This is a genomic window from Rubricella aquisinus, assembly GCF_014199445.1.
In the GTDB taxonomy this organism is placed as follows: Bacteria; Pseudomonadota; Alphaproteobacteria; order Rhodobacterales; family Rhodobacteraceae; genus Rubricella; species Rubricella aquisinus.
Genome location: NZ_JACIJS010000001.1, coordinates 45,308 through 68,027, shown reverse-complemented (window position 1 = coordinate 68,027; position 22,720 = coordinate 45,308). Strand labels below are relative to the sequence as shown.

General features: G+C 61.8%; 20 protein-coding genes. 18 read left to right on the top strand and 2 right to left on the bottom strand.

Features of this window, described 5'->3' with window-relative positions; genetic code table 11:
- Positions 1-88: 88 nt before the first annotated feature.
- Together ppsR and FHS89_RS00285 are read right to left on the bottom strand one after the other, a co-directional pair.
- On the bottom strand, positions 89-1,438 hold the full coding sequence (gene ppsR / locus FHS89_RS00290; RefSeq protein WP_184007296.1) for a transcriptional regulator PpsR: 1,350 nt from the start codon (positions 1,436-1,438) through the stop codon (positions 89-91).
- A gap of 129 nt (positions 1,439-1,567) precedes the next feature.
- On the bottom strand, positions 1,568-2,359 hold the full coding sequence (locus tag FHS89_RS00285) for a cobalamin B12-binding domain-containing protein (RefSeq protein ID WP_184007294.1): 792 nt from the start codon (positions 2,357-2,359) through the stop codon (positions 1,568-1,570).
- 351 nt (positions 2,360-2,710) lie between these two features.
- On the opposite strand from FHS89_RS00285, the gene bchF reads away from it, so the two are divergent.
- The 18 genes from bchF (at position 2,711) to FHS89_RS00195 (ending at position 22,680) form a co-directional block, all read left to right on the top strand.
- Positions 2,711-3,190, top strand: a complete 480-nt coding sequence (bchF, locus tag FHS89_RS00280) for a 2-vinyl bacteriochlorophyllide hydratase (RefSeq protein WP_184007292.1) — start codon at positions 2,711-2,713, stop codon at positions 3,188-3,190.
- A complete protein-coding gene (locus FHS89_RS00275; protein WP_184007290.1) occupies positions 3,187-4,446 on the top strand; it encodes a ferredoxin:protochlorophyllide reductase (ATP-dependent) subunit N in 1,260 nt (419 codons plus the stop codon). The genes bchF and FHS89_RS00275 overlap by 4 nt, the downstream gene beginning before the upstream one ends.
- On the top strand, positions 4,443-5,981 hold the full coding sequence (gene bchB / locus FHS89_RS00270) for a ferredoxin:protochlorophyllide reductase (ATP-dependent) subunit B (RefSeq protein ID WP_184007288.1): 1,539 nt from the start codon (positions 4,443-4,445) through the stop codon (positions 5,979-5,981). The genes FHS89_RS00275 and bchB overlap by 4 nt, the downstream gene beginning before the upstream one ends.
- Positions 5,971-9,600 carry a magnesium chelatase subunit H gene (locus FHS89_RS00265; protein ID WP_184007286.1) on the top strand — a complete coding sequence of 1,210 codons (3,630 nt, stop codon included), beginning with the start codon at positions 5,971-5,973 and terminating at the stop codon, positions 9,598-9,600. Before bchB ends, FHS89_RS00265 begins: the two co-directional genes overlap by 11 nt.
- 15 nt (positions 9,601-9,615) lie before the next feature.
- On the top strand, positions 9,616-10,512 hold the full coding sequence (gene bchL / locus FHS89_RS00260; protein WP_184007284.1) for a ferredoxin:protochlorophyllide reductase (ATP-dependent) iron-sulfur ATP-binding protein: 897 nt from the start codon (positions 9,616-9,618) through the stop codon (positions 10,510-10,512).
- Entirely contained in the window at positions 10,512-11,204 is a 693-nt protein-coding gene (gene bchM, locus FHS89_RS00255; protein ID WP_221229189.1) for a magnesium protoporphyrin IX methyltransferase, read from the top strand. The genes bchL and bchM overlap by 1 nt, the downstream gene beginning before the upstream one ends.
- Positions 11,201-12,619 (top strand): MFS transporter, encoded by a 1,419-nt coding sequence (locus FHS89_RS00250; protein ID WP_184007280.1) that lies wholly within the window; start codon positions 11,201-11,203, stop codon positions 12,617-12,619. The genes bchM and FHS89_RS00250 overlap by 4 nt, the downstream gene beginning before the upstream one ends.
- 21 nt (positions 12,620-12,640) lie before the next feature.
- Positions 12,641-13,399, top strand: a complete 759-nt coding sequence (gene puhA / locus FHS89_RS00245; RefSeq protein WP_184007278.1) for a photosynthetic reaction center subunit H — start codon at positions 12,641-12,643, stop codon at positions 13,397-13,399.
- A gap of 27 nt (positions 13,400-13,426) precedes the next feature.
- Positions 13,427-14,104, top strand: coding sequence for a photosynthetic complex putative assembly protein PuhB (puhB, locus tag FHS89_RS00240; protein ID WP_184007276.1), 678 nt, complete (start codon positions 13,427-13,429; stop codon positions 14,102-14,104).
- A 5-nt stretch (positions 14,105-14,109) separates the two neighbouring features.
- Positions 14,110-14,586, top strand: a complete 477-nt coding sequence (puhC, locus tag FHS89_RS00235) for a photosynthetic complex assembly protein PuhC (protein ID WP_184007274.1) — start codon at positions 14,110-14,112, stop codon at positions 14,584-14,586.
- Between the two features lie 25 nt (positions 14,587-14,611).
- Positions 14,612-14,908 (top strand): hypothetical protein, encoded by a 297-nt coding sequence (locus FHS89_RS00230; protein ID WP_184007272.1) that lies wholly within the window; start codon positions 14,612-14,614, stop codon positions 14,906-14,908.
- The gene (acsF, locus tag FHS89_RS00225) at positions 14,905-15,987 is read left to right on the top strand and encodes a magnesium-protoporphyrin IX monomethyl ester (oxidative) cyclase (RefSeq protein WP_184007270.1); all 1,083 of its coding nucleotides are present in this window, start codon (positions 14,905-14,907) and stop codon (positions 15,985-15,987) included. Before FHS89_RS00230 ends, acsF begins: the two co-directional genes overlap by 4 nt.
- Before the next feature lies 1 nt (position 15,988).
- Positions 15,989-16,792 carry a putative photosynthetic complex assembly protein PuhE gene (puhE, locus tag FHS89_RS00220; protein ID WP_184007268.1) on the top strand — a complete coding sequence of 268 codons (804 nt, stop codon included), beginning with the start codon at positions 15,989-15,991 and terminating at the stop codon, positions 16,790-16,792.
- 23 nt (positions 16,793-16,815) lie between these two features.
- Positions 16,816-18,030: a 5-aminolevulinate synthase gene (hemA, locus tag FHS89_RS00215; protein ID WP_184007266.1), complete on the top strand. Its 1,215-nt coding sequence runs from the start codon at positions 16,816-16,818 to the stop codon at positions 18,028-18,030.
- Positions 18,031-18,230: 200 nt separating this feature from the next.
- A complete protein-coding gene (locus FHS89_RS00210) occupies positions 18,231-18,656 on the top strand; it encodes a c-type cytochrome (RefSeq protein WP_246413489.1) in 426 nt (141 codons plus the stop codon).
- A 105-nt stretch (positions 18,657-18,761) separates the two neighbouring features.
- Complete coding sequence (locus tag FHS89_RS00205) at positions 18,762-19,157, top strand: methylglyoxal synthase (RefSeq protein WP_184007264.1); 396 nt, start codon at positions 18,762-18,764, stop codon at positions 19,155-19,157.
- Positions 19,154-20,599 carry a sensor histidine kinase RegB gene (regB, locus tag FHS89_RS00200; protein WP_184007262.1) on the top strand — a complete coding sequence of 482 codons (1,446 nt, stop codon included), beginning with the start codon at positions 19,154-19,156 and terminating at the stop codon, positions 20,597-20,599. The genes FHS89_RS00205 and regB overlap by 4 nt, the downstream gene beginning before the upstream one ends.
- 95 nt (positions 20,600-20,694) lie before the next feature.
- On the top strand, positions 20,695-22,680 hold the full coding sequence (locus tag FHS89_RS00195) for a PAS-domain containing protein (RefSeq protein WP_184007260.1): 1,986 nt from the start codon (positions 20,695-20,697) through the stop codon (positions 22,678-22,680).
- Positions 22,681-22,720: the final 40 nt, after the last annotated feature.

The following is a 22,720-nucleotide window of genomic DNA, read 5'->3' as shown; positions in this document are numbered from 1 at the left end:
CGCTTGGCACCCGGCTTACGGCGCCCTAAACGGCACCATCCCGCTGCGAGATGCAGCAGGCTGGAGGGCCTTCATAGGAGGGGAGGGATTATTCTTCGACCTTGTCGGATTGTCCGATCAGCCCGAATTTCCGCAGCTTCACATAAAGGCTCTGGCGGCTCAGCCCGAGCATTTCAGCGGCAGAGGCCCGGTTGTTGCCAGTCAACTGGAGCGCCGTCTCGATGCACATCCGCTCAACCACATCGGTTGTGGAGCGGACCAGCTCTTTCAGCGGGGCAGTGCCGACAAGCTCCATGATATGCTCCACCGATTCCGGGGAAACAGGCTGGGTGCTGCCGCGCCCGGCTTCGAGCCGGGACACGTCCCTCAGGATAAAGCCAAAGCCGCGCTTGTCCCGGCCGGGCAGGTGGGTCGTCGAAATCTCAACCGGCGTGGTGCTGCCAAAGGTCGAGCGCAGATTGGTGGAATAGCAGGTCAGTTTGCCGTGTTCCTGCGCGTTGGTCAGCATCACGTTGAGGTCCACTCCGGGCCGGCCCAGAAACTGCGACAACGACACCCCGGACAAGGTATCTGCCACCGCGACATCGGCCATGGACAGGAACGCCTCGTTGCACTGCTGGATATTGCCCGCGCGATCCGTGATCACCACCGCGTCGGGCGTGTGGTGGAACAGCGTGTCGAGCGCCTCTTCGATTGCGATGCCACTGGCCGTGGCGGCCTGCTGACGGTTGAGGCGGCACAGAACATATGTCTCCGTCGCCGCGCGGAACAGCACGCAGTTCAGATCATAGACAGTGCGCCCATCGCGAGAGCGGACCGTAAGATCGGTCGCCTGACCGGTCGCGCGCACGGACGCGAGGGTCGCGACAATCTCACGGTGGGAGCTGTCGGAGAATTCCTGCTCGAACACCGCGTTGGTCAATTCCCGCGCCGGGCGGCCCAGCATCGTGGCAGCGGTCGGGTTCGCGTCCACGATGCGCCCGGATTCCGCGTCCATCACGACAAGCGCTTCGGTGGAGGTTTCGAACAATACGCGGTAGCGGGTCTCAATCTGGCGGAACCGCTCGTAATCCTGCTCAAGCGCCAGTTGCGCCTTAACCAGCCGGTCCTGCAATCGCGACACGGAGCGCAGATCGCGGCCCAAGAGCACGATGTGGTTTTCCGGCCCGGTCCGCACAGCGGAATAGCGCACCGGAAATTCCGATCCGTCGGGCATCAGGTGGTTTACTTCGCGCCAATGGGGCGTGCCGCCGCCATCCGCCTGCACCAGCAATTCCTGAATCTTGTGGCGGCTGTCCTCGGTCACGAGGTCTTGCAACCGCGCGCCGTTCCAATGTTCGAGGATGTCGGGGGTAAAACTTTCTGCCCCCACGGAAATGTCGTGGATGACACCATCTGGTGATACGACGAATGCAACGTCGGATGATGTCGATATCATCTTCCCGATTGCCGATGCATCAACGGCCGAAAAACGGTCCGGATTGGCAAAGAAGAGGCTCGCTTTGTTCACAACGTGCTTTCTGGTCTATCTCGCAAGGCGCGGGATGCGCCTTGTTCACATAGTCACTTAGGTGTCTTGGAACCGTAATACGACGTTTTTGTCAAGGAAATGGGTCAGTTCCTCAAAGCTGGATGACCACAGATCAACCTTATGCGCCGCTCTCTCGGGTTCGTGACAGGCGGCAAGCATACCGCCCACGAGAATGGGTGTTTTGACCCGGGCCTGTGCCAATGCGGCAAGGGCCTCGTTCAGGTGGTCAATCGCGATCCGTCCACCACAGGACAGGCCAACAGCTTCGAAAGTGCCGGTGGCCATTTTCGCGACAATCTCCTCCGGCTCCGCCGCGCCCATTGAATGGGTGGCATAGCCAAGTTTCTCAAGCCGCGCGCACAGCAAAAGCAGGCCAAACAGATGGCTTTCCTTCGGCAGGGTCGCAAACAACAGCCGTGCTTTCGGGATCACCGGCGGGGAGCCGACATAGGCGCAGCGATGATGGTGCAGCACGATCTGTAGGTTCGTATAGGCAAAGGTCATGTCCGCGAAGGAGATGTCATCCTGACACCATTGCTCTCCCAGCGCGACGCTGATCCGTGCAAAGACACTCTCAAACAGGTGATCGACCGTTAGTCCCCGCGCACAAAGGCGGCTGACATATGCAAGCGCCTCATCGGGGGTCGCACGGACCATTTCAGCGCAGATCGAGGGGATATTCACGTCAATCTGCCCGGCCTTTCGAATGTCCTGCGGGGTGCGCACGCGCCGGACCTCCTGCAATACGGAACGCAGAAACGGCCGAGCGCGGTTTTCCGCGCCCAATACGGTCTGGTCGTCCACATCTCGCAGTCGCAGGTCGTCCATGCTTTCTGTCCTTCGGGCGGAATTGGCCGATAACCCAGAGTTTTTCGTTCTTGTATATGGGGAAGTGTGCGGGTGCGGCTCAGTGCATGTCAATTAATATTGACACTAGGTAGCAAATCGAAACCAAATAGCCCTCTTTACAGGTCAGTTAGGCCGGTTTGGTCCTGAAACGCAAGTGTTTCATATTAAATTTGATGAAATCCATACCGTTTAGAAACCGACTCTGGAGGACGTCTATCTAGACTTACATTCACGCGACAGGCGCACGCAAAAGTGTAAGTTTAATTTGACACTTGCCGTAGGAACGATACCCTAGCCGTCAGACAACCAAATGACTGGCGAGGAAATGGAATGACGACCGAAACGGTCAGCTCTGGCGCGAAACGGCCCCTCTATACGCCTGAGCAGCGCAAGCGGCGGGACGCCTCTGTTTGGACGACCGTTCAGGGTGTGCTTGCCCCGATCCAATTCGTCGCCTGCGCCATCTCCATCGGGTTTGTCCTGCGCTACCTCTGGACGGGGGAGGGCTACGGCATTGCGACCGCCTCAATCATCGTCAAGACGGGGCTACTCTACACCATCATGGTGACCGGGGCGATTTGGGAAAAAGTTGTTTTCGGTCAATACCTTCTGGCGCCCGGATTTTTCTGGGAGGACATGGTCAGCTTCGCCGTGATCGCCATTCACACCGCCTATCTTTGGGCGCTGTTCAATGGGGTTGATCCGGTCACGCAGATGGCGATCGCGCTGGTTGCCTACACGCTCTACATCATCAACGCGGCGCAGTTCGTTTGGAAGCTGCGGGTCGCCCGTCTGGAGGGTCGGCTATGAACGTTCAGGCGCGCCCCGGGTGCCTTGATGCGCCCGTTCTCAAGCAGCGCGGACAGCGCGAAGTTTTCTGCGGATTGACGGGAATCATCTGGCTGCACCGTAAGATGCAGGACGCGTTTTTCCTCGTTGTCGGCTCCCGCACCTGTGCGCATCTGCTGCAATCAGCGGCAGGCGTGATGATTTTTGCGGAGCCGCGTTTCGGCACCGCGATCATGGAAGAGGTCGATCTTGCGGGCCTTGCTGACGCGAATGAGGAACTGGATCGGGAGGTCGCGCGCCTGCTGGCCCGCCGCCCGGATATCAAGCAACTCTTCCTCGTGGGCTCTTGCCCGTCTGAGGTGATCAAGCTCGACCTGTCCCGCGCGGCGGAGCGTCTGACGACAGAGCACGCGCCGCATGTTCGGGTGCTGAGCTATTCCGGCTCCGGCATCGAGACCACGTTCACCCAAGGAGAGGACGCCTGCCTGACGTCGATGGTGCCGGTGCTGCCCCATACGGATGAAAAGCAGATCCTGATGGTCGGATCGCTCCCCGATGTGGTGGAGGACCAATTGGTCGGCTATCTGCGCGACATGGGTATTCCCGTGGGCGTGCTGCCAAGCCCGCGCCGGGATGGCGCGCCGGGCGTGGGGCCGAACACGCATATGCTGCTTGCGCAACCCTTCCTTGGCGAAACCGCCGGTGAATTGGCCAAGCGGGGGGCGAAACATATCGCCGCTCCCTTCCCCTTTGGTGTGGAGGGGACAACCGCATGGCTCAAGGCCGCGGCTGATCTTTTCAACGTGCCGCAGGACGTGTTCGACCGCGTCACTGGTGCCGCCCGCCAGCGCGCTGAAAAAGCCGTGGCGCAGGTGGCCGAAGGATTGCGGGGCAAGAGCATCTTTTTCTTCCCCGACAGCCAGCTTGAAATACCGCTGGCCCGGTTCCTCACCCGCGAATGCGGGATGACGCCATTGGAGATCGGCACGCCCTATCTGCATCGGGAGCATATGGACCCGGAACTGGCGCTGATCCCGGCTGGCCCCGTCATTTCAGAAGGGCAGGACGTGGATTTGCAGCTTGATCGCTGCCGTGCGGCGCGCCCCGATCTGACCGTTTGCGGCCTTGGCCTCGCCAATCCGTTGGAGGCCGAGGGGCTGTCGACGAAATGGGCCATCGAATTGGTGTTCAGCCCCGTGCACGGCTATGAGCAAGCCGCCGATCTGGCCGCCCTCTTCGCTCGCCCGCTCAAGCGGAAAGAGGCGGTGAAGATATGAAACTCCAAGTCTGGACATATGAAGGCCCACCCCATGTGGGTGCCATGCGCGTCGCCACTGCGATGAAGGGGCTGCATTACGTTCTGCACGCGCCGCAGGGCGATACCTACGCGGACCTGTTGTTCACGATGATCGAGCGGCGCAACCACCGCCCGCCCGTGACCTACACCACGTTTCAGGCCCGCGATTTGGGATCGGATACCGCAAGCCTGTTCAAGGAAAGCTGTCAGGACGCCTATGACCGGTTTAAGCCAGAGGCGATGATCGTCGGCGCGTCCTGCACGGCGGAACTCATCCAGGATGATCCGGGCGGTCTGGCGGAATCGATGGATTTCCCGGTGCCGGTGATCGCGCTTGAACTGCCCTCCTACCAGCGCAAGGAAAGCTGGGGCGCGGCGGAGACATTCTATCAGATCGTGCGCCGTTTGGCCGTGCCGCAAGAGAAAATCGCGGGACCATCCTGCAATATTCTGGGGGGCACGGCGCTTGGTTTTCACAACCGCGACGATGTGCGCGAAATCCGCAGCCTGCTGGAAGAGGCGGGCGTGCGGGTGAATGTGGTCGCCCCGCTGGATGCGCGCCCCTCTGATATCGCGCGGCTGGCGCAGGCGGATTTCAACGTGATGCTCTATCCCGAAACGGCAGAGCTGGCCTGCCGTTGGCTCGAAAAAGAGCGCGGGATGCCCTACACCAAAGTGGTGCCGATGGGTGCCGGGGCCACGCGCGATTTTCTGAGCGAAGTCGAGCAGATCACGGGCCAGATGCTGGAACTTGACGACAGCCGGATGCGCCTGCCGTGGTGGTCCCGATCCGTTGACAGCACCTATCTGACGGGCAAGCGCGTGTTCATCTTTGGCGATGCGAGCCACGCCATTGCCGCCGCGCGTGTCGCGCGCGACGAGATGGGGTTCGAGGTGGTTGGCCTTGGCTGCTACAACCGAGAATTCGCCCGCGATGTGCGCAAAGCGGCAAAGGAATACGGCGTCGAGCCATTGATCACCGACGACTATCTTGAGGTGGAGGACGCGATTGCCGCCGCCGCCCCTGAGCTGATCCTAGGCACCCAGATGGAGCGACATATCGGCAAGCGGCTCGGCATTGGTTGCGCCGTCATTTCCGCCCCGTTCCATGTGCAGGATCATCCTGCCCGCTACTCCCCCGTGATGGGGTTTGAGGGCGCGAATGTGCTCTTTGACACATGGGTGCATCCGCTCGTGATGGGGCTGGAGGAGCATCTGTTGACCATGTTCCGTGAGGATTTCGAGTTTAACGAAGCCTCCGGCGCGTCTCATCACGGCGCAAAGCCCACGATGCGCGATCTGGATGCAGCACCGCAGGCGGATGTCGCCGTGATGGAGCGCCCCGTCGAGGGCGCGCCGGCATGGGCCGCCGATGGCGAGAAAGAACTCAAGAAAATTCCGTTTTTCGTCCGTGGAAAGGCCCGCAAGAACACCGAGCTTTACGCCGCCGAACGCGGCATCACCCCGATCACCCGCGAAACCCTCTATGAGGCAAAAGCCCATTATGCAAGGTAAGCTGACCCCTCCGGCAGCGCCCGCGCTGCACCTCACGATCATCACGCTGGATGCGCATGCAACCGGCCCGGTGACCCGTGCGCAGGAGCGGATGCAAGAGGCGATGCCGGGGTTGAAGATCACTGCCCATGCAAGTGCGGAATGGGCCGAAAACCCCGCCGCCCTTGAGGCAGCAAAGGCCGATGTGGCGGATGCCAATATCATCGTCTGCAACCTCATCTTCATCGACGAGCATATCAAGGCGATCCTGCCCGCGATCGAAGCCCGCCGCCCCCATGCTGACGCGGTTGTTGGCTGTGTGAGTGCCGCCGAGATCGTCAAGCAGACCAAGATGGGCAAACTCGATATGGCCGAGCCGGATAACGGCATGACGGCCCTTTTGAAGAAATTGCGCGGGTCCAAGAAACCCTCTGCGTCGTCTGGCGAAAAGCAGATGGCGATCCTGCGCCGCCTGCCGAAAATCCTGCGCTTCATCCCCGGAAAGGCGCAAGATTTGCGCGCCTATTTCCTGACGATGCAATATTGGCTCGCGGGCTCCGACGACAATGTCGAGGCGATGCTGCGCTTCCTGATCGACAAATATGCAAGCGGGGCGCGCGCGGTCTATCGCGGTGCACTCGATCCGGCGGAGCCCGTGGTCTATCCCGATTGCGGTGTCTATCACCCCGACCTGCCGGAGCGGATCACGGAGGACGCATCGCGCCTTCCCAGCCCGGCAAACCCGGTCGCGACCATCGGTCTGTTGCTGATGCGCTCCTATGTTTTGAGCGATGATGCCGCCCATTATGATCGGGTGATCCGCGAGTTCGAGGCCGCGGGCGTGCGGGTGATCCCGACCTTTGCAGGCGGTCTTGATGGCCGCCCCGCGATTGAGAAATTCCTCAAGGTCGATGGCAAAACCATCGTCGATGCCTGCGTGTCCCTGACCGGGTTCAGCCTTGTCGGTGGGCCGGCCTATAATGACAGCGATGCGGCTGAGGAAGTGCTCGCTGATCTGGATGTGCCCTATATCTCTGCCCATGCGATTGAGTTTCAGACGCTCCAGCAATGGGGGGGCTCTGGCGGGGGGCTCAGCCCTATTGAGACGACGATACTTGTTGCCCTGCCTGAGTTGGACGGCGGTACGGTGCCAACCGTGTTTGGCGGGCGGCTGAGTGCAGAGGCATGTCAGGGCTGCCATTACCAATGCAAGGCCGCACCGGGCGATAAGGCGATGGCGCCATGCCCCGAGCGGATCGAAAAGCTTGTCGCGCGCACGACCAAACTGGCCAAACTGCGCCGCTCGCGCGAAGCGCAGCGTAAGGTGGCCGTTGTCCTTTATGGCTTTCCACCGAATGCGGGGGCGGTCGGGACCGCCGCCTATCTGTCGGTGTTCGAGAGCCTGTTTAACACGCTCACCCGGATGAAATCCGAAGGCTACACCGTCGATGTGCCCGCCAGTGTTGATGCGTTGCGCGCCGATATCCTTGATGGCAACGCCAAGCAGCTTGGGACAGAGGCGAATGTCGCCGCGATGATCCCGGCGGACCGGATCGTATCCGAAGATCCGTTCCTCACCGATATCGAAGCCGTCTGGGGCCCCGCACCGGGCAAGGCGCAGGCCGATGGGCGCAACGTGTTCGTGCTGGGTAAGCACTACGGCAACGTGTTCGTGGGCGTGCAGCCGACCTTCGGTTATGAGGGCGACCCGATGCGGTTGCTGTTCGAGAAGGGCTTTGCCCCGACCCACGCGTTCAACGCCTTCTACCGCTACCTGCGTGAAGAGTTCGCAGCCGATGCGGTCCTGCATTTCGGGATGCATGGCGCGCTCGAATTCATGCCGGGCAAGCAGGTGGGCATGTCCGAGCAGTGCTGGCCGGACCGGCTGATCGGGGATTTGCCGAACATCTACCTTTATGCTGCGAACAACCCGTCCGAGGGCACGCTGGCCAAGCGCCGCTCGAACGCGACGATCGTGACCCACCTGACACCGCCGGTCACGCAGGCAGGGCTTTATAAGGGCCTTTTGGACCTCAAGGACAGCATCGACCGCTGGCGCAAATCCGATGACGAGCCGGGCGATCTGGCGGAGGTCATTCAGGCGCAGGCATCCGAGTTGGACCTCGCCCATGCAGACCCGCTTTGGACCGATCCGGGGGCGGAGATTGACGCCCTGCGCGCACGCCTCACCGAATATGAGGAAAGCCTGATCCCCTCAGGCCTGCACATCGTTGGCCGTCCGCCCGAAGGGCAGGCTAAGGCCGATCTCTTGGATGCCATGCGCTCCGTCGAGGGGGCAGTGGAGGATGATATCGCCCTTGCCGATATGCTGATCGGGGAGGACCATGAGCTTCCCGGCCTGATGCGCGCATTGGGTGGCCATTACATCCGGCCCGTGCCGGGTGGCGATGTGCTGCGCTCACCCGCGATCCTGCCCACGGGGCGGAACATCCATGCCTTCGATCCGTTCCGGATGCCCTCCGCCTTCGCGCTGGAGGATGGCAAGAAGCAGGCCGCACGGCTGCTCGCCAAATACGCGGAGGCCGGCAATCCGCCGCCGCAAAGCGTGGCGATGGTGCTGTGGGGTGCGGATAACATCAAATCCGATGGTGGCCCCATCGCGCAGGCGCTGGCGCTCATTGGGGCGCAACCCCGTTTTGACGGCTATGGCCGCCTTGCAGGTGCCGAACTGATCCCGGTCGAGGAATTGGGCCGCCCGCGCGTGGATGTGGTGATGACGCTGTCGGGTATTTTCCGCGACCTGCTGCCCTTGCAGATCAAGATGCTGGCGGAGGCGGCCTACCTCGCGTCCCAGGCGGATGAGCCGGAATGGCTGAACCCCATTCGCGCGCATACGCTGAAATACATGGGCCGCGATGGCAGCGATTTCGACACCGCCGCGCTGCGCGTGTTCTCCAATGCCGAAGGGGCTTATGGCTCCAATGTCAACGTGCTCGTCGATAGCGGCGCGTGGGACGAGGAGGACGAGCTTGCCGACGCATATGAGAACCGCAAAGGCTTCGCCTATGGCGTCGATGGCAAAGCAAAGGACGCGCGGCCACTGCTGAAAGCGATGCTCGCGGATGTGGATCTGGCCTATCAAAACCTTGAAAGCGTTGAGTTGGGCGTCACCACGGTGGACCATTATTTCGACACGCTGGGCGGGATTGGCCGTGCGGTGAAGCGCGCCAAGGGCGGCGGTGAGACCCCCGTTTTCATTGGCGATCAGACCAAGGGGCAGGGCGCCGTGCGCACGCTGACCGAACAGGTCGCGCTCGAAACCCGCACGCGCGCGCTGAACCCCAAGTGGTTTGAGGCGCTGATGGTCCATGGTCATGAGGGCGTGCGCCAGATCGAAGCGCAGGTCACCAACACGATGGGCTGGTCCGCCACCACGGGGCAGGTCGATCCATGGGTCTACAAACGCCTGACTGAGACTTTCGTCCTTGATGAGGAAATGCGCCGCCGCATGGCGGAGCTGAACCCGCAGGCCGCAAGCCGCGTGGCGTCCCGCCTCATCGAGGCCTCCGAACGGAATTACTGGCAGCCGGACGCAGATATGCTCGCGGCCCTGCAAGACAGCGCAGACGAACTCGAAGATCGCCTTGAAGGCGTCTTCATGCCGACAGCGGCAGAATAGGGAGCTTGAGAACACATGGCCTTGGATAAATCCCCCCCGAATTTACGCGGACAGGACGGCGAAGGCTCGGTGCAAGTGCATCAGGAGCCGGACCTCAAGATTGAGGGCGCGAAGGTATTTGCGGTCTACGGCAAGGGCGGGATCGGGAAATCGACCACCTCGTCAAACCTGTCGGTCGCGTTCACCAAAATGGGCAAGCGGGTGCTGCAAATCGGCTGTGACCCAAAGCATGACAGCACGTTCACGCTCACCAAATGCCTGATGCCGACGGTGATTGACGTGCTTAAGGACGTGGATTTTCACGCGGAAGAATTGCGGCCCGAGGATTTCGTCTATGAGGGCTATAATGGTGTGAAATGTGTGGAGGCCGGTGGCCCCCCCGCTGGTACTGGCTGCGGCGGTTATGTCGTTGGTCAAACCGTGCGCCTGTTGAAACAGCATCACATGCTTGAGGACACGGATGTCGTCATTTTCGACGTGCTCGGCGATGTGGTCTGCGGCGGGTTTGCGGCACCCTTGCAGCACGCTGATCGCGCGCTGATCGTCACGGCCAATGATTTTGACTCGATCTACGCGATGAACCGGATCATCGCGGCGGTGCAAGCCAAGTCAAAAAATTACAACGTGCGGCTTGCGGGCTGCGTGGCCAACCGCTCGAAAGATACCGATGAGGTGGACCGCTATTGCCGCGAAGTGGGCTTCAACCGGCTGGCGCATCTGCCAGACCTCGATGCCATCCGCCGCTCCCGCCTGAAAAAGCGGACCCTGTTCGAGATGGACCTCGATGATGAAGTGGCCGCCGTGCAGGCCGAATATATCCGGCTGGCGGAGACGCTGTGGAACGGTGTTGTCGCCTCCACGCCTGCGCCGATGGAAGACCGCGATATCTTTGAATTGCTGGGGTTTGATTGATGTCTGAGACGTTCCAAACCAAACGCGGGCAGCTTGAGACCTATTTCGACCGGACAGCGGCGAAAGCGTGGGAGCAGCTGACCTCCACCGAAAAGGTCAGCAAGATCCGCGAAACCGTGCGCGCAGGGCGGGACCGGATGCGCGCGACGTTGCTCGCACAATTGCCGGATGATTTGACGGGCGCGCGTATCTTGGATGCGGGTTGCGGCGTGGGCCAGCTGAGCGTTGAGGCCGCGCGCCGGGGCGCGGAAGTGATCGCCGTCGATATTGCGCCGAATTTGCTGGAGGTCGCGCGGGCACGCACGCCCGACGCGGTCGCGCATCTGATTGAGTATCGCGCGGGCGATATGCTTGGCGCGGATTTGGGCGCGTTTGACCATGTGGTCGCGATGGACAGTCTGATCCATTACCGGGCGGATGACATCGCCCATGCCTTGGCCACGCTTGGCACGCGGACGCGGCATTCCATCGTCTTTACCGTCGCACCGCGTACCGTGGCGCTGACGGCGATGCTGGCGGCGGGCGCGTTGTTCCCCCGCTCTGACCGCTCCCCCGATATTCGGCCGGTGTCCGAGGCACGGCTGGGTCGCGCGCTGGGCGCACGGGGCGATATGACCGACTGGGCGCTGCGCTCCCACGGGCGGATTAAGTCCGGTTTCTACTTTTCCGAGGCGATGGAGGTGTCACGGTGAGCAAAGCTGCCTCCATCGGGATCAAGTACCTGCCGTTTGCGGATGCCGCATCGGATGGCTTGCCCTTTGGCAAGCTGTTCCGCCTGTCGCTGTTTCAGGTGTCGGTCGGGATGGCGATGGTGCTGTTGATGGGCACGCTCAACCGGGTGATGATTGTCGAGCTTGGCACGGTGGCGTCGCTCGTTGCTGTGATGGCCGCGCTGCCGGTGCTGATCGCGCCGTTCCGGGCGCTTCTTGGCTTCCGGTCGGACACGCACCGCTCTGCGATTGGCTGGCGTCGGGTGCCGTATATGTGGTTCGGCTCGCTTTGGCAGTTTGGCGGGCTGGCGATCATGCCGTTTGCGATCATCGTACTGTCGGGCGATCAGACGCTCGGGCCATGGTGGGCAGGGCATGTTCTGGCAGCCCTCGCGTTCCTGATGACCGGCCTTGGCCTGCATATGAGCCAGACGGCGGGATTGGCGCTGGCCTCCGATCTGGCGGATGATGAGACGCGGCCACGTGTCGTGGCCTTCCTTTATGTGATGCTGTTGGTAGGGATGGGCGTGTCGGCGCTCGCTTTTGGGTTCCTGCTGTCGGACTTTTCGAAACTGACGCTCATCCGGGTGATCCAGGGTGCGGCGGTCGTGACCATAGCGATCAACCTCGTGGCGCTCTGGAAACAGGAAGTCGTGCGCCCCATGAGCAAGGAAGAACGCGACGCCCCGCGCCCGCGTTTTTCGGACGCGATGGCCGATCTGTTGCGCGGTGGGCGCGCGGGGCGGCTTTTGTTCGCGGTGGCGCTCGGCACACTTGGCTTTTCGATGCAGGATATCCTGCTGGAGCCTTATGGCGGTGAAATCCTTGGCCTCAGCGTGTCGGAGACGACGCGCCTGACGGCTTTCTGGGCTGCGGGTGCGCTCATCGGCTTTGCTTATGCCGGGCGGAAGCTGGGCCGGGGGACAGACCCGATCCGCATCGCGGCGCTGGGCTTGCTTGCGGGCATTTTCGCCTTCTCAGCGGTTGTGTTTGCGGCCCCCATGGGATCGGCTGCGGTGTTTGGCATTGGTGCGACCCTGATCGGATTTGGCGGCGGCCTGTTTGCCGTGGCGACCCTGACCTGCGCGATGGAGCTGTCGCGCGACGCGGATCGCGCGGGCCTCGCGCTGGGCGCATGGGGTGCCGCGTCGGCCACGGCGACGGGGCTTGGCGTCGGGCTTGGCGGGATCGTCAAGGATATCGTGTCATCGCTGGCCGTATCGGGCCGGCTGGGCGAGGCGCTCGCTGATCCGTCGTTGGGCTATCAGGTCGTTTACCATATCGAGATCGGCCTTCTTTTCATCACTCTCATCGCGCTTGGACCCCTCGTCCGGCGCGGTTCCTCTCATCTGTCGAAAGACAAGACGAAACTCGGGCTGGCCGAATTCCCGGCCTGAGCACAACCAAGGAGACATACCATGGACTACGGAACAATTGTTGGAACTGTCGATCTGGCGCAGGTGACACTGTACCTGTTCTGGGCGTTCTTTGCGGGCCTCGTGTTCTACCTCCAGCGGGAGAACATGCGCGAAGGCTATCCGCTTGAGACCGAGGATGGCCCGGCGGCCAATCAGGGGCCGTTCCCGCTGCCAAGCCCCAAGACGTTCCGCATGCCCGAGGGCCGCGCGGATGTGACGGTGCCCAACGACAAGCCCGAGCGCCCCGTGGCGATGGAGCGGGCCTTTGGCTTCACCGGCACCCCGTTTGATCCGACCGGGGATCCGATGGTGGACGGCGTTGGCCCGGCCTCTTGGGCGGATCGCGCCGATGAGCCGGAGATCGACGCGCATGGCCACGCGAAAATCCAGCCGATGGGCAAGCTCGACGGCTTCTTCGTGCCATCAGGGCAGAAAGACCCGCGCGGCATCGACGTGATCGCCTGCGACGGCAAAACCGTCGGCACCGTTAAGGAAATGTGGGTCGACGTGCCCGAGCAGATGATCCGCTACTATGAGATTGATCTGGGCGAGGCAGGCACCCGCCTGATCCCCAAGGATCTGAGCCGGATCACCCGCGCGGGCCTCAAGGTGCATTCGCTCACTGCTGACCTGTTTGCGGGCGTGCCCACGACCAAGGCACCGGATGTGGTGACCAAGTTGGAGGAGGAGAAAATCTCCGCCTACTACTGCGGTGGCAAACTCTACGCCGCGAACCGCGCCGATCCGACGATCGCCTAAACGCAGCCGAACCACGGAGGGAGCACCATGGATCACGACGATTTTGAGATTGAACCCGTCAGGGGCCTGCCGGAAACACCGCCAGAGGGGGAACGGATCCTCTGGCAGGGCAGCCCCGATCCATGGCGTATCGCCACCCGTGTTTATGCGTTGAAATGGGTGGTGGGGTATTTCCTCATCCTCGGGCTTTGGCGGTTTGTGGACCGGATGGACCTTGGCCATGGGTTCGCGGCCGCCGGAAGCTCTGCTTTGTGGTTCGTCGGATTGGCGGCGATCACGGGCGCGATCCTCTACGGGCTGGCATGGGCGACGGCGAAAGCCGCCGTCTACACCATCACCAACCGGCGCGTGGCGATGCGCATCGGTGTGGCGCTGACCCTGACGCTCAACCTGCCGTTTCAGTGGATCGAGAGTGCCGATCTGCGTCGCCGCAAGGACGGATCGGGCGATATCGCGCTGCGCATGAAGGGCAGCACAAAGGTGAGCTATCTGGTGCTGTGGCCCCATGCGCAGCCTTTGAAGCTGAACCCGGCTGTGCCGATGCTGCGCGGGCTGAAGGATGCCGACGGCGTGAGTGCCATTCTGCGGGATGCGGCGAAAGCGCGCCTTGCCGAGCTTGGCCCTTTGCCGGAACCGCGCCGGGGACATGTCGATCCGCAATCGCAGGATGACGCCACCGGCGCGCATCCCGTTCCGGCGGAGTGAGCGATATGGCTGACCTCACACAGACCCAACCCCAGAGCGAAAAAATCCCGCGCGCGCTGGTGCGCGCGATGCTTGCACTTGTGCTGGGTGTTCTGGCGCTTGTCACCTTTGCGCGCGTGACCGGGATGGAGCCCGCAGCCCAACCCCCCGTCGCCAATGTCGCGGTGGAGCGGCTCATTGTGATCGGGCCGAACCCCGCAGGCGGTGTTCTGGTCACGGATGCGGAGACCGGCGCGCTGATTGCCGATCTGGCCGAGAATTCGGGCGGCTTTGTCGGCGGTGTGCGCCGCGCGCTGCAATATGACCGCAGCCTGCATCAGGGCATCGCCCCCGATGCGCCCGTGCGCCTTGTCCGCTGGGATGATGGCCGCCTAAGCCTGATTGATCCTGAAAGCGACTGGGCGATGGAGCTTTGGGGCTTTGGCGAGACGAATTACCGGGCGTTTGCCGCCCTGATCGACGACGCATCCGCGTCAAACTGAAACCATGACAGGGAGGGAGCACCCAATGTCACTATTCCAAAAACGGACGGAGAAGGTGCCATGCACCGTTGAAGTCTCACATACGTTTGAAAGCCTGCACGCCCATGTGCGCTTTGATGACGGCTCGGTCGTGCATCCGGGCGACGAAGTGCTGGTGCATGGAAAGCCGGTCCTTGCGGGCTATGGCGAGGTCGTCATCGAAAAGCGTGAGGCGACCATCACCCGCGCCGGTGCGATTGAGCGCGCATGGACCCGCCTTACTGGCGATCTGGAATTCATGGAGCTTTGCGAATTCAGCTTTTCTGAGGAGGTACGGCTATGAACGTGCAGGCAGACATCACCCCCGAAGAGCTTGAGCGTGATCTGACACAGGAAGACACGCAGCGCATGGCGACGGAAACGACGCTCTTGAACCCGCGCTTCTACACCACGGATTTCGAGGCGCTGGATGCCATCGACGTCTCTCCGGTGCAGGAGGAATGGGACGCGCTGATCGCGGAGCTGAAATCCGACCCGAACAAGGGCCATTTCAAAAAGAACGAAACCTGGGACACGCCGGATTTCGACGCGATGGAACCGGAACTGAAGAAAGAGCTGATGGATTTCCTCGTGTCCTCCCTGACGGCGGAATTCTCCGGCTGTGTGCTTTACAAGGAAATGAAACGGCGCGGCACGAATGAGGACGTGAAAACCCTCTTTGCCCTCATGGCGCGGGATGAGGCGCGGCACGCGGGCTTCATCAATGATGCCCTGCGGGAGGCCGATGTGGCCGTGAACCTCGGCTTCCTGACGAAGGCGAAGAAATACACCTATTTCAAGCCGAAGTTCATCTTCTATGCGACGTATCTGTCCGAAAAGATCGGCTATGCCCGCTATATCACGATCTTCCGCCATCTGGAGCAGCACCCGGAAAACCGCATCCACCCGATTTTCAAATGGTTTGAGGAATGGTGCAATGACGAGTTTCGCCATGGGGAGGCGTTCAGCCTTTTGATGCGGGCCGACCCAAAACTGCTCTCAGGGCATAACAAGCTGTGGATCAAGTTCTTCCTCGTGGCGGTGTTCTCCACCATGTATGTGCGCGATCACGCACGGCCCGCGTTCCACAAGGCGCTGGGGATCGACATTGATTGGTATGACCATGAGGTCCTGAAAAAGACCTCCGAGATTTCCAAGCAGTGTTTCCCCATCGAATTGGATCTGGAGCATCCGCGCTGGAAAAAGGGTCTTGTGAGCCTGCGCGATCATATGTTCGCGGCAGAAGCGGCTGAAAAGCGCGGCTCCGGCATGGCCAAGCGGTATCATATGGCGCGTGCGGCGATGGTGTTTGTCAGCCTCTACACGATCCCGTCGAAGAAAAACCAGATCCCCGCGCTGTCGCGACTTGAGCCGAGCTACTGATATGCTGTCAGCCATCCTGATAACCCTGTTCCTGTGGTGGTTTTCCACCGGGATCATCCTGTTTGCGGTCAACCGCGCGGGACGGATCAAGGACGGGTATCAGGGGCTGGTGGTGTTCTCAGTGCCACTGCTTGCTCTCGCAGTGTTTGGCGTTGTGTGGTCCGGCCGGGTGTCGGACCTCACCCATGTCTATATCGGATTTGTCTCCGCGCTTGGGGTGTGGGGATGGATTGAAATGGCGTTTCTGACGGGGGTGATCACTGGCCCAGATCGCCGCCCCTGCCCAGAAGGGGCAGGGTGGTTTGAGCGGTTCGGCCGCGCCCTGCGCGCCATCTCCCATCATGAGACGGCCCTTGTGCTGGCCATGGCGACGCTCATCATCCTGAGCGGGCCTGCGGAAAATTCGGTCGGGCTTTACACATTCGCGGTGCTGTTTTTCGCCCGCATCTCGGCCAAGCTGAACCTGTTTTTGGGTGTGCCCAACATCAATGTCGAGTTTCTGCCTGCCCCGATCAAACACCTAGAGAGCTACTTTAATGTCGCAACCATGAACCGGTTTTTTCCGGTGAGTGTCAGCCTACTTACCTTCGCTGTGGGGTGTTTTGTCGAACGTGCGCTTGCGCATGACGCAGATCAAATTGCGAGTACGGGATTCGTGTTACTTGCGACACTGACGGCACTGGCGCTCATAGAGCACTGGTTTATGGTCATCCGCCTGCCCGATGCGGCACTGTGGCGGTGGCTGATTACGGAAAGAAAACCCAGAGGCCCCAAGGCCCGACAAGACCTGACGCCACAAGGCTAGGTACGATAAGAAGGACGATCGCGATGGACTTTGAAAAGTTGTTTGCCGAGCAGTTGGATACGCTGCGCAATGAGGGCAACTACCGGGTGTTTGCCCATCTTGAACGGCATTGCGGCGGCTTTCCAAAGGCAAAGAACCACGGCGATGGCGCAAAGCGTGACGTGACCGTGTGGTGCTCCAACGATTACCTTGGCATGGGCCAGCATCAGGACGTCCTCAATGCGATGCACGAGACGCTCGACAAATGCGGCGCGGGTGCGGGTGGCACGCGGAACATTTCCGGCACCAACCACTATCATGTGAAACTGGAAGAAGAGCTTGCCGATCTGCATGGCAAGGACGCGGCCCTTATCTTTACTTCTGGATATGTGTCGAACTGGGCAAGCCTTTCGACGCTTGGCGCGCGCCTGCCCAACGCGGTGATCGTGTCGGATGCACTCAACCATGCCTCCATGATCGAAGGGATGCGTCACGCGAAATGCCCCAAGGCGATCTGGAAGCATAACGACCCTGAGGATCTGGACCGCGTGCTCAGCGACCTGCCCGCCAACGCGACCAAGATCGTGGCCTTTGAGAGCGTCTATTCCATGGACGGTGACATCGCCCCGATCCGCGAAATCGTCGAGGTCGCGGAAAAGCATGGCGCGATGACCTACCTTGATGAAGTCCACGCCGTGGGCCTGTACGGTCCGCGCGGCGCTGGCATCGCGGAGCAAGAGGGGCTGATGGACCGTATCACCCTGATCGAAGGTACGCTTGGCAAAGCCTATGGCGTGATGGGGGGCTATATCACCGGATCGCGCAACTTGATTGATTTCGTCCGGTCGTTCGCGTCCGGCTTTATCTTTACCACCGCGATCCCGCCTGCGGTCGCGGCAGGGGCCACCGCGTCGATCAAGCATCTTAAGCAGTCGGATAGCGAGCGGATGCTTCAGCGGGAGCGGGTCGCGCAATTGCGCGCGAAGCTCGATGCGGCGGGCATTCCGCATCTGCCGAACCCATCCCATATCGTGCCGGTGATGGTGAAAGACCCGGTCAAATGCAAACAGATCAGCGATATCCTGATGCAGGATTTCGGCATCTATGTGCAGCCCATCAACTATCCCACCGTGCCCAAAGGGACGGAGCGGTTGCGCTTCACCCCGACGCCGCTGCACACCGAAGCCGATATCGACTACCTCGTCGCCGCCCTTGGCACGCTGTGGTCGCAATGTGCGCTGGCGCGCGCCGTGGCCTGAAGCGTCGCTGCGCGCCGCTGCCTCCGGCGGGAGGTATTTGGGGAAAAAAGAAACGGGGGGGGCGTGCCAGGATGAGCGGCGCGCCCCTTTCGTTTTACTTTCTTGCATTGTGGATTAGACATCGCGCATCCTTGCCCTACCTATGAGGCGGCAACAAAATTGCGGGGGCATGTCCCGCTGGACGACCAAGGGAGTACAAGATGACCTTTACGAAAATGGGGATGATCGCGGGCGCAATGGCGCTGATGAGCACGGGCCAGGCGTTTGCGATGGGCGACGCGGCGGAAGGCGAGGCGCAGTTTCGCCAGTGCCAGTCCTGCCATGTGGTGCAAAACGAGGCGGGTGAAACCCTCGCAGGTCGCGCCGGGCGTCAAGGCCCGAACCTTTACGGTGTGATCGGTCGTCAGGCCGGCACGGTCGAAGATTTCCGCTATGGCCCGGACCTTGTTGCGGCAGGGGAGCAGGGGCTCGTCTGGGATGAGACCAACATTGTGGCCTATCTGGAAGATCCGACCGGGTTCCTGCGGGAATTCACCGGGGACAACAACGCACGGTCGCGCATGTCCTATCGGATGCGCAATGGCGCGGAGGACATGGCCGCGTTCCTCGCGACCTTCTCCCAGTAACAGCCATTCATGGTTTTTCAGGCCCGCCCCGGTTTCCATCGGGGCGGGTCTTTTCGTGCGGGGTGCGGCTGGTATAGTGCGCGTCAAATTCGGAGATGATCCCTCATGACAGACCAGACCCTGCGGCTCGCCCTAGTTGCCCATGACCAACGGAAAGATGACCTTGTGGCCTGGGCGCGCCATCATGAGCCGCTGTTGCGTGATGCGCAGATCGTGGCCACCGGCACGACCGGTGGGCGCTTGCAGGACGCGCTGCCGGACCTGTCCATCCGTCGTCTGAAAAGCGGGCCGCTGGGCGGGGATCAGCAGATCGGCGCGATGATCGCGGAGGGGGCGCTGGATGCGTTGATCTTTTTCACCGATCCGCTCTCGCCCATGCCGCATGACGTTGATGTCAAGGCGCTGACCCGGCTCGCCACCGTCTATGACCTGCCGATGGCGTGCAGCCAATCGACGGCGACGCTGGTGCTTGAAGGGTTGTCGCGGGCCGAGGGCGCATGACCGACATCGTCCCGCCCAACACCGACCGGCAGACCCTGTTTGCCAAGGATGCGCGCAGCGATTGGGTGCGGCTCGGCACCTTGCTGACGCTGCGCTGGCTGGCGGCGGTGGGGCAGATCACGGCGGTGTTGTTGGCATACTACCTGTTCGACATTGCCCTGCGGCTCGACCATGTGCTGTTCGTCATTCTGCTGTCGGTCAGTTTCAACATCGTGGCACAGTTGATCCTGCCCGATACCCGACGGCTGAGTGAAAACGCGACCACGCTGATGCTGCTGTTCGATCTGATGCAACTCGGTGCGCTGTTGTTCCTGACGGGGGGGATCACCAATCCCTTCGTGATGCTGATCATTGCGCCCGTGGTGATTTCCGCGACCGCTCTGACGCTGCGCGCGACGGTCGGGCTGGGGCTGGTGGCGGTGATGCTGACGACGCTGCTGACGATCTGGTTCCAGCCTCTGGTGTTCAAGGACGGGACGGTCTTGATGTTGCCGAGCATCTATATGCTGGGGATGTGGTGTGCGGTGCTGATCTCCGCCATTTTTCTGGGGATGTATGCGCGGCGTGTGACGGTCGAGACTTTCTCGATGAACCAGGCGCTGTTGGCAACGCAGATGGCGCTGGCGCGGGAGCAGCGGCTCTCCGCGCTGGGTGGTGTGGTGGCGGCGGCGGCCCATGAGCTTGGCACCCCTCTTGCCACGATCAAGCTGACGGCGGCGGAACTGGAGGATGATATCTCAACCCTCGATGTGCCCGACCATGTGCGCGAGGACATCGCCCTTATCCGGGAGCAGACCGACCGGTGCCGCGAAATCCTCAAGGATATGGGCCGTGCCGGGAAAGAGGACACGCATCTGCGCTATGCGCCAGTGTCCGCGATGGTGGAAGAAGCCGCCGAACCCCATGCCGACCGGGGCAAGCGCCTGATCCTGCGCGTGGATGGCAGCACTGATTTGAGCGACGTGCCAGATCAGCCTGTTGTCGTTCGCAAGCCTGAATTGCTTCATGGGTTGCGCAACCTCATTCAAAACGCGGTGGATTTCGCCGAAACGACCGTCTGGATCGACGTGGATTGGGACGAAACCGCCATTCGGATCGCGGTGGGGGATGATGGTCCGGGCTATCCGGCGGATATGATCGGGCGGATCGGGGATCCGTTCGTGCGGCGGCGCGGTGCGCGGGGCGCCGATCCGCGACGGCCCGGATATGAGGGCATGGGCTTGGGCCTTTTTATTGCCAAGACATTGCTGGAGCGGAGCGGCGCGTCCCTTACCTTCACGAATGCCAGCAGCGGCGCGCGCAAACGCCCCAGCACGGTCGCCGCCGAATATGCCCGGCCCTCCGGCGCGCTGGTCGAAGGGGTCTGGCGGCGCGCCACGATTGAGGCCAGCTCCGGTCAGGCGCGGGGGCCATTGGGGCTGAATCCACGGGTATCATCGTAAAGAGTTTTACTTTGAAATCTGAGTGTTAACTGTCAGTTAATGTTTGAGGCGTAATTATATTTCATGGCCATGACTGGTCATGGAAGGATAATAAAATGCTCTTCGACCATTTATCGTCCGCCCCCGTCTTTGTCGCGGATCATATCGGTGCTGTTTCTGTTGCGGCGGGAGTGACGCTGCTGGCTGTTACGATGTTGGCCTTTGCCCGTCCGCGCGCAGCACTCCACCCCATGCCTGACCTGCCTGTCCTCTCCCCCTTTGCAACAGTTGTGTTTGATGGCACCCGGATTGGCAGCGCGAATGATGCGGCGATGGCGCTGTCTCTGATGCCGCAGATGGACGTGGTTGAATGTGTTGCCGTGTTCGACCTTGAGGAGCCGGAGCCGCTGTTTTCCGCCCTGCAAAGGCTGGTGACGGATGGTGTTGCTTTCAGCGTGGAGTCCGCCTCGCGCGCTGGGCATGTGATGCGGTTCGATGGCAACCTGTCTGGCCTACGCGCGGTGTTGAGCGTGCGCGATGTGACCGCCCGCGTCCGGCGGGAGGAGGCGCTGGCGCGTCGGATCGCCGATGACAGCCGCGCCAGCCGCGCGCTGTCTGAGGCGGTTGAAGCGGTGCCGGTGCTCGCATGGCGGATGGATGAGAAAGGCACGCAAACATGGACAAACACGGCGGAGCGTGCGGACCGTCTGTCGCTCATTGCCGATCTGCAAACGGCCCTCAAGGAAAAGGCGATCACGCCGGGCGATCCGCCAACGCGCATCACCCTGACCCAGCATCCCTCCCATGAGCCGACATGGTATGAGGTGACGGCCCATCCTGATCGGGGCGACGGTGCGCTGTTTGTCGCGCGCTCTATGAATGACGTGATGCGGGCTGAACAGGCGCTATCGCGGTTTTTGGAAACCCTGACGGAGACCTTCGCCCATCTGCCCATCGGGCTCGCGATTTTCGATGCGGACCGGACGCTTGGCCTGTTTAACCCGGCCCTGTCCGATCATATCGGGCTAGAGCCCGCGTGGCTGGCCGGCAGGCCAACGCTGCGCGCATTTCTCGATCAGTTGCGAGAGCGCCGGATCATTCCCGAACAGACCGATTTCAAAGGCTGGCGGGAGCAGTTCACCTCCATGGAGCGGGCCGCGGAGGAGGAGCGTTATTGCGAGATATGGCACCTTCCCAACGGGCAAGCATTGCGGGTCACGGGCCGACCCCATCCGCAGGGCGCGCTGGCGTTCCTGTTCGAGGACATCACCACAGCGATCGGGCTTGAGCAGAAATATAGCGGCGCGCTCGCGATGCGCGAAACCGCGCTGGAACGGATGCCCGCACAGATCGCGATTTTCGACGCAAGCGGCATGCAGGTGATGAGCACCTTTGCCGAGGACGCCGATGCCCCGCCCATGGGCGTGCATACCAGCGCGAAGGTTTGGGCGACCCGGTTCGGCTCTGCCCCGGCATGGGACCGCATGGTCCGCTTTGCCACGGATGGTGTCGCGGACCGCGCCCCACGGCACGACAATATCGTCACCCATTCCGGCGCGATTGCGCGGCTCGACCTTGCCCCACTGCCCGAGGGCGGCACGATGGTCTGCCTGACGGAGCGCAACGCCGCTCCCCTGTCCTTGCGCAAATCACCGCCAGCCCAGCGCGCGGTGGCCCCCGTGCTGAAACGGATCGCGGATGACGCGCTGGCGCTCAGCGCCGGGGCGGATGTCACGCTGATGATCAAGGACATTCCAACCGGCGACATCCAAGTCGCGCAGCCCGTGCAACTGCGCGCGATTGCAGCGAACCTGACGCTGACCGCGCTCGCCCGCAGCACCGCCGGGGCGACCCTGACGCTGGATATCATGGTCGCGGATGGCGTTTTGGGCCTGAGCTTCACCGGCCTGATCGGCCCTGTCGGATCAGACGAGGCGCCCGGCGTGTCGGAAACTATCCTCAACCGGTTCGTGCGCGACGTGAACGGCATGATCGAGATGACCCCCGCCATCGCCGGGACCAATGGGCGCATCCGCGTGCGCCTGCCACTGACCCGCGCCGAGGTCATGGCGCGACCCGAACCCCGCGCATTGAACGACTAGGCGCAGGAGCGGTTGCATGGCCCCGTCGCCGCGCAGTACG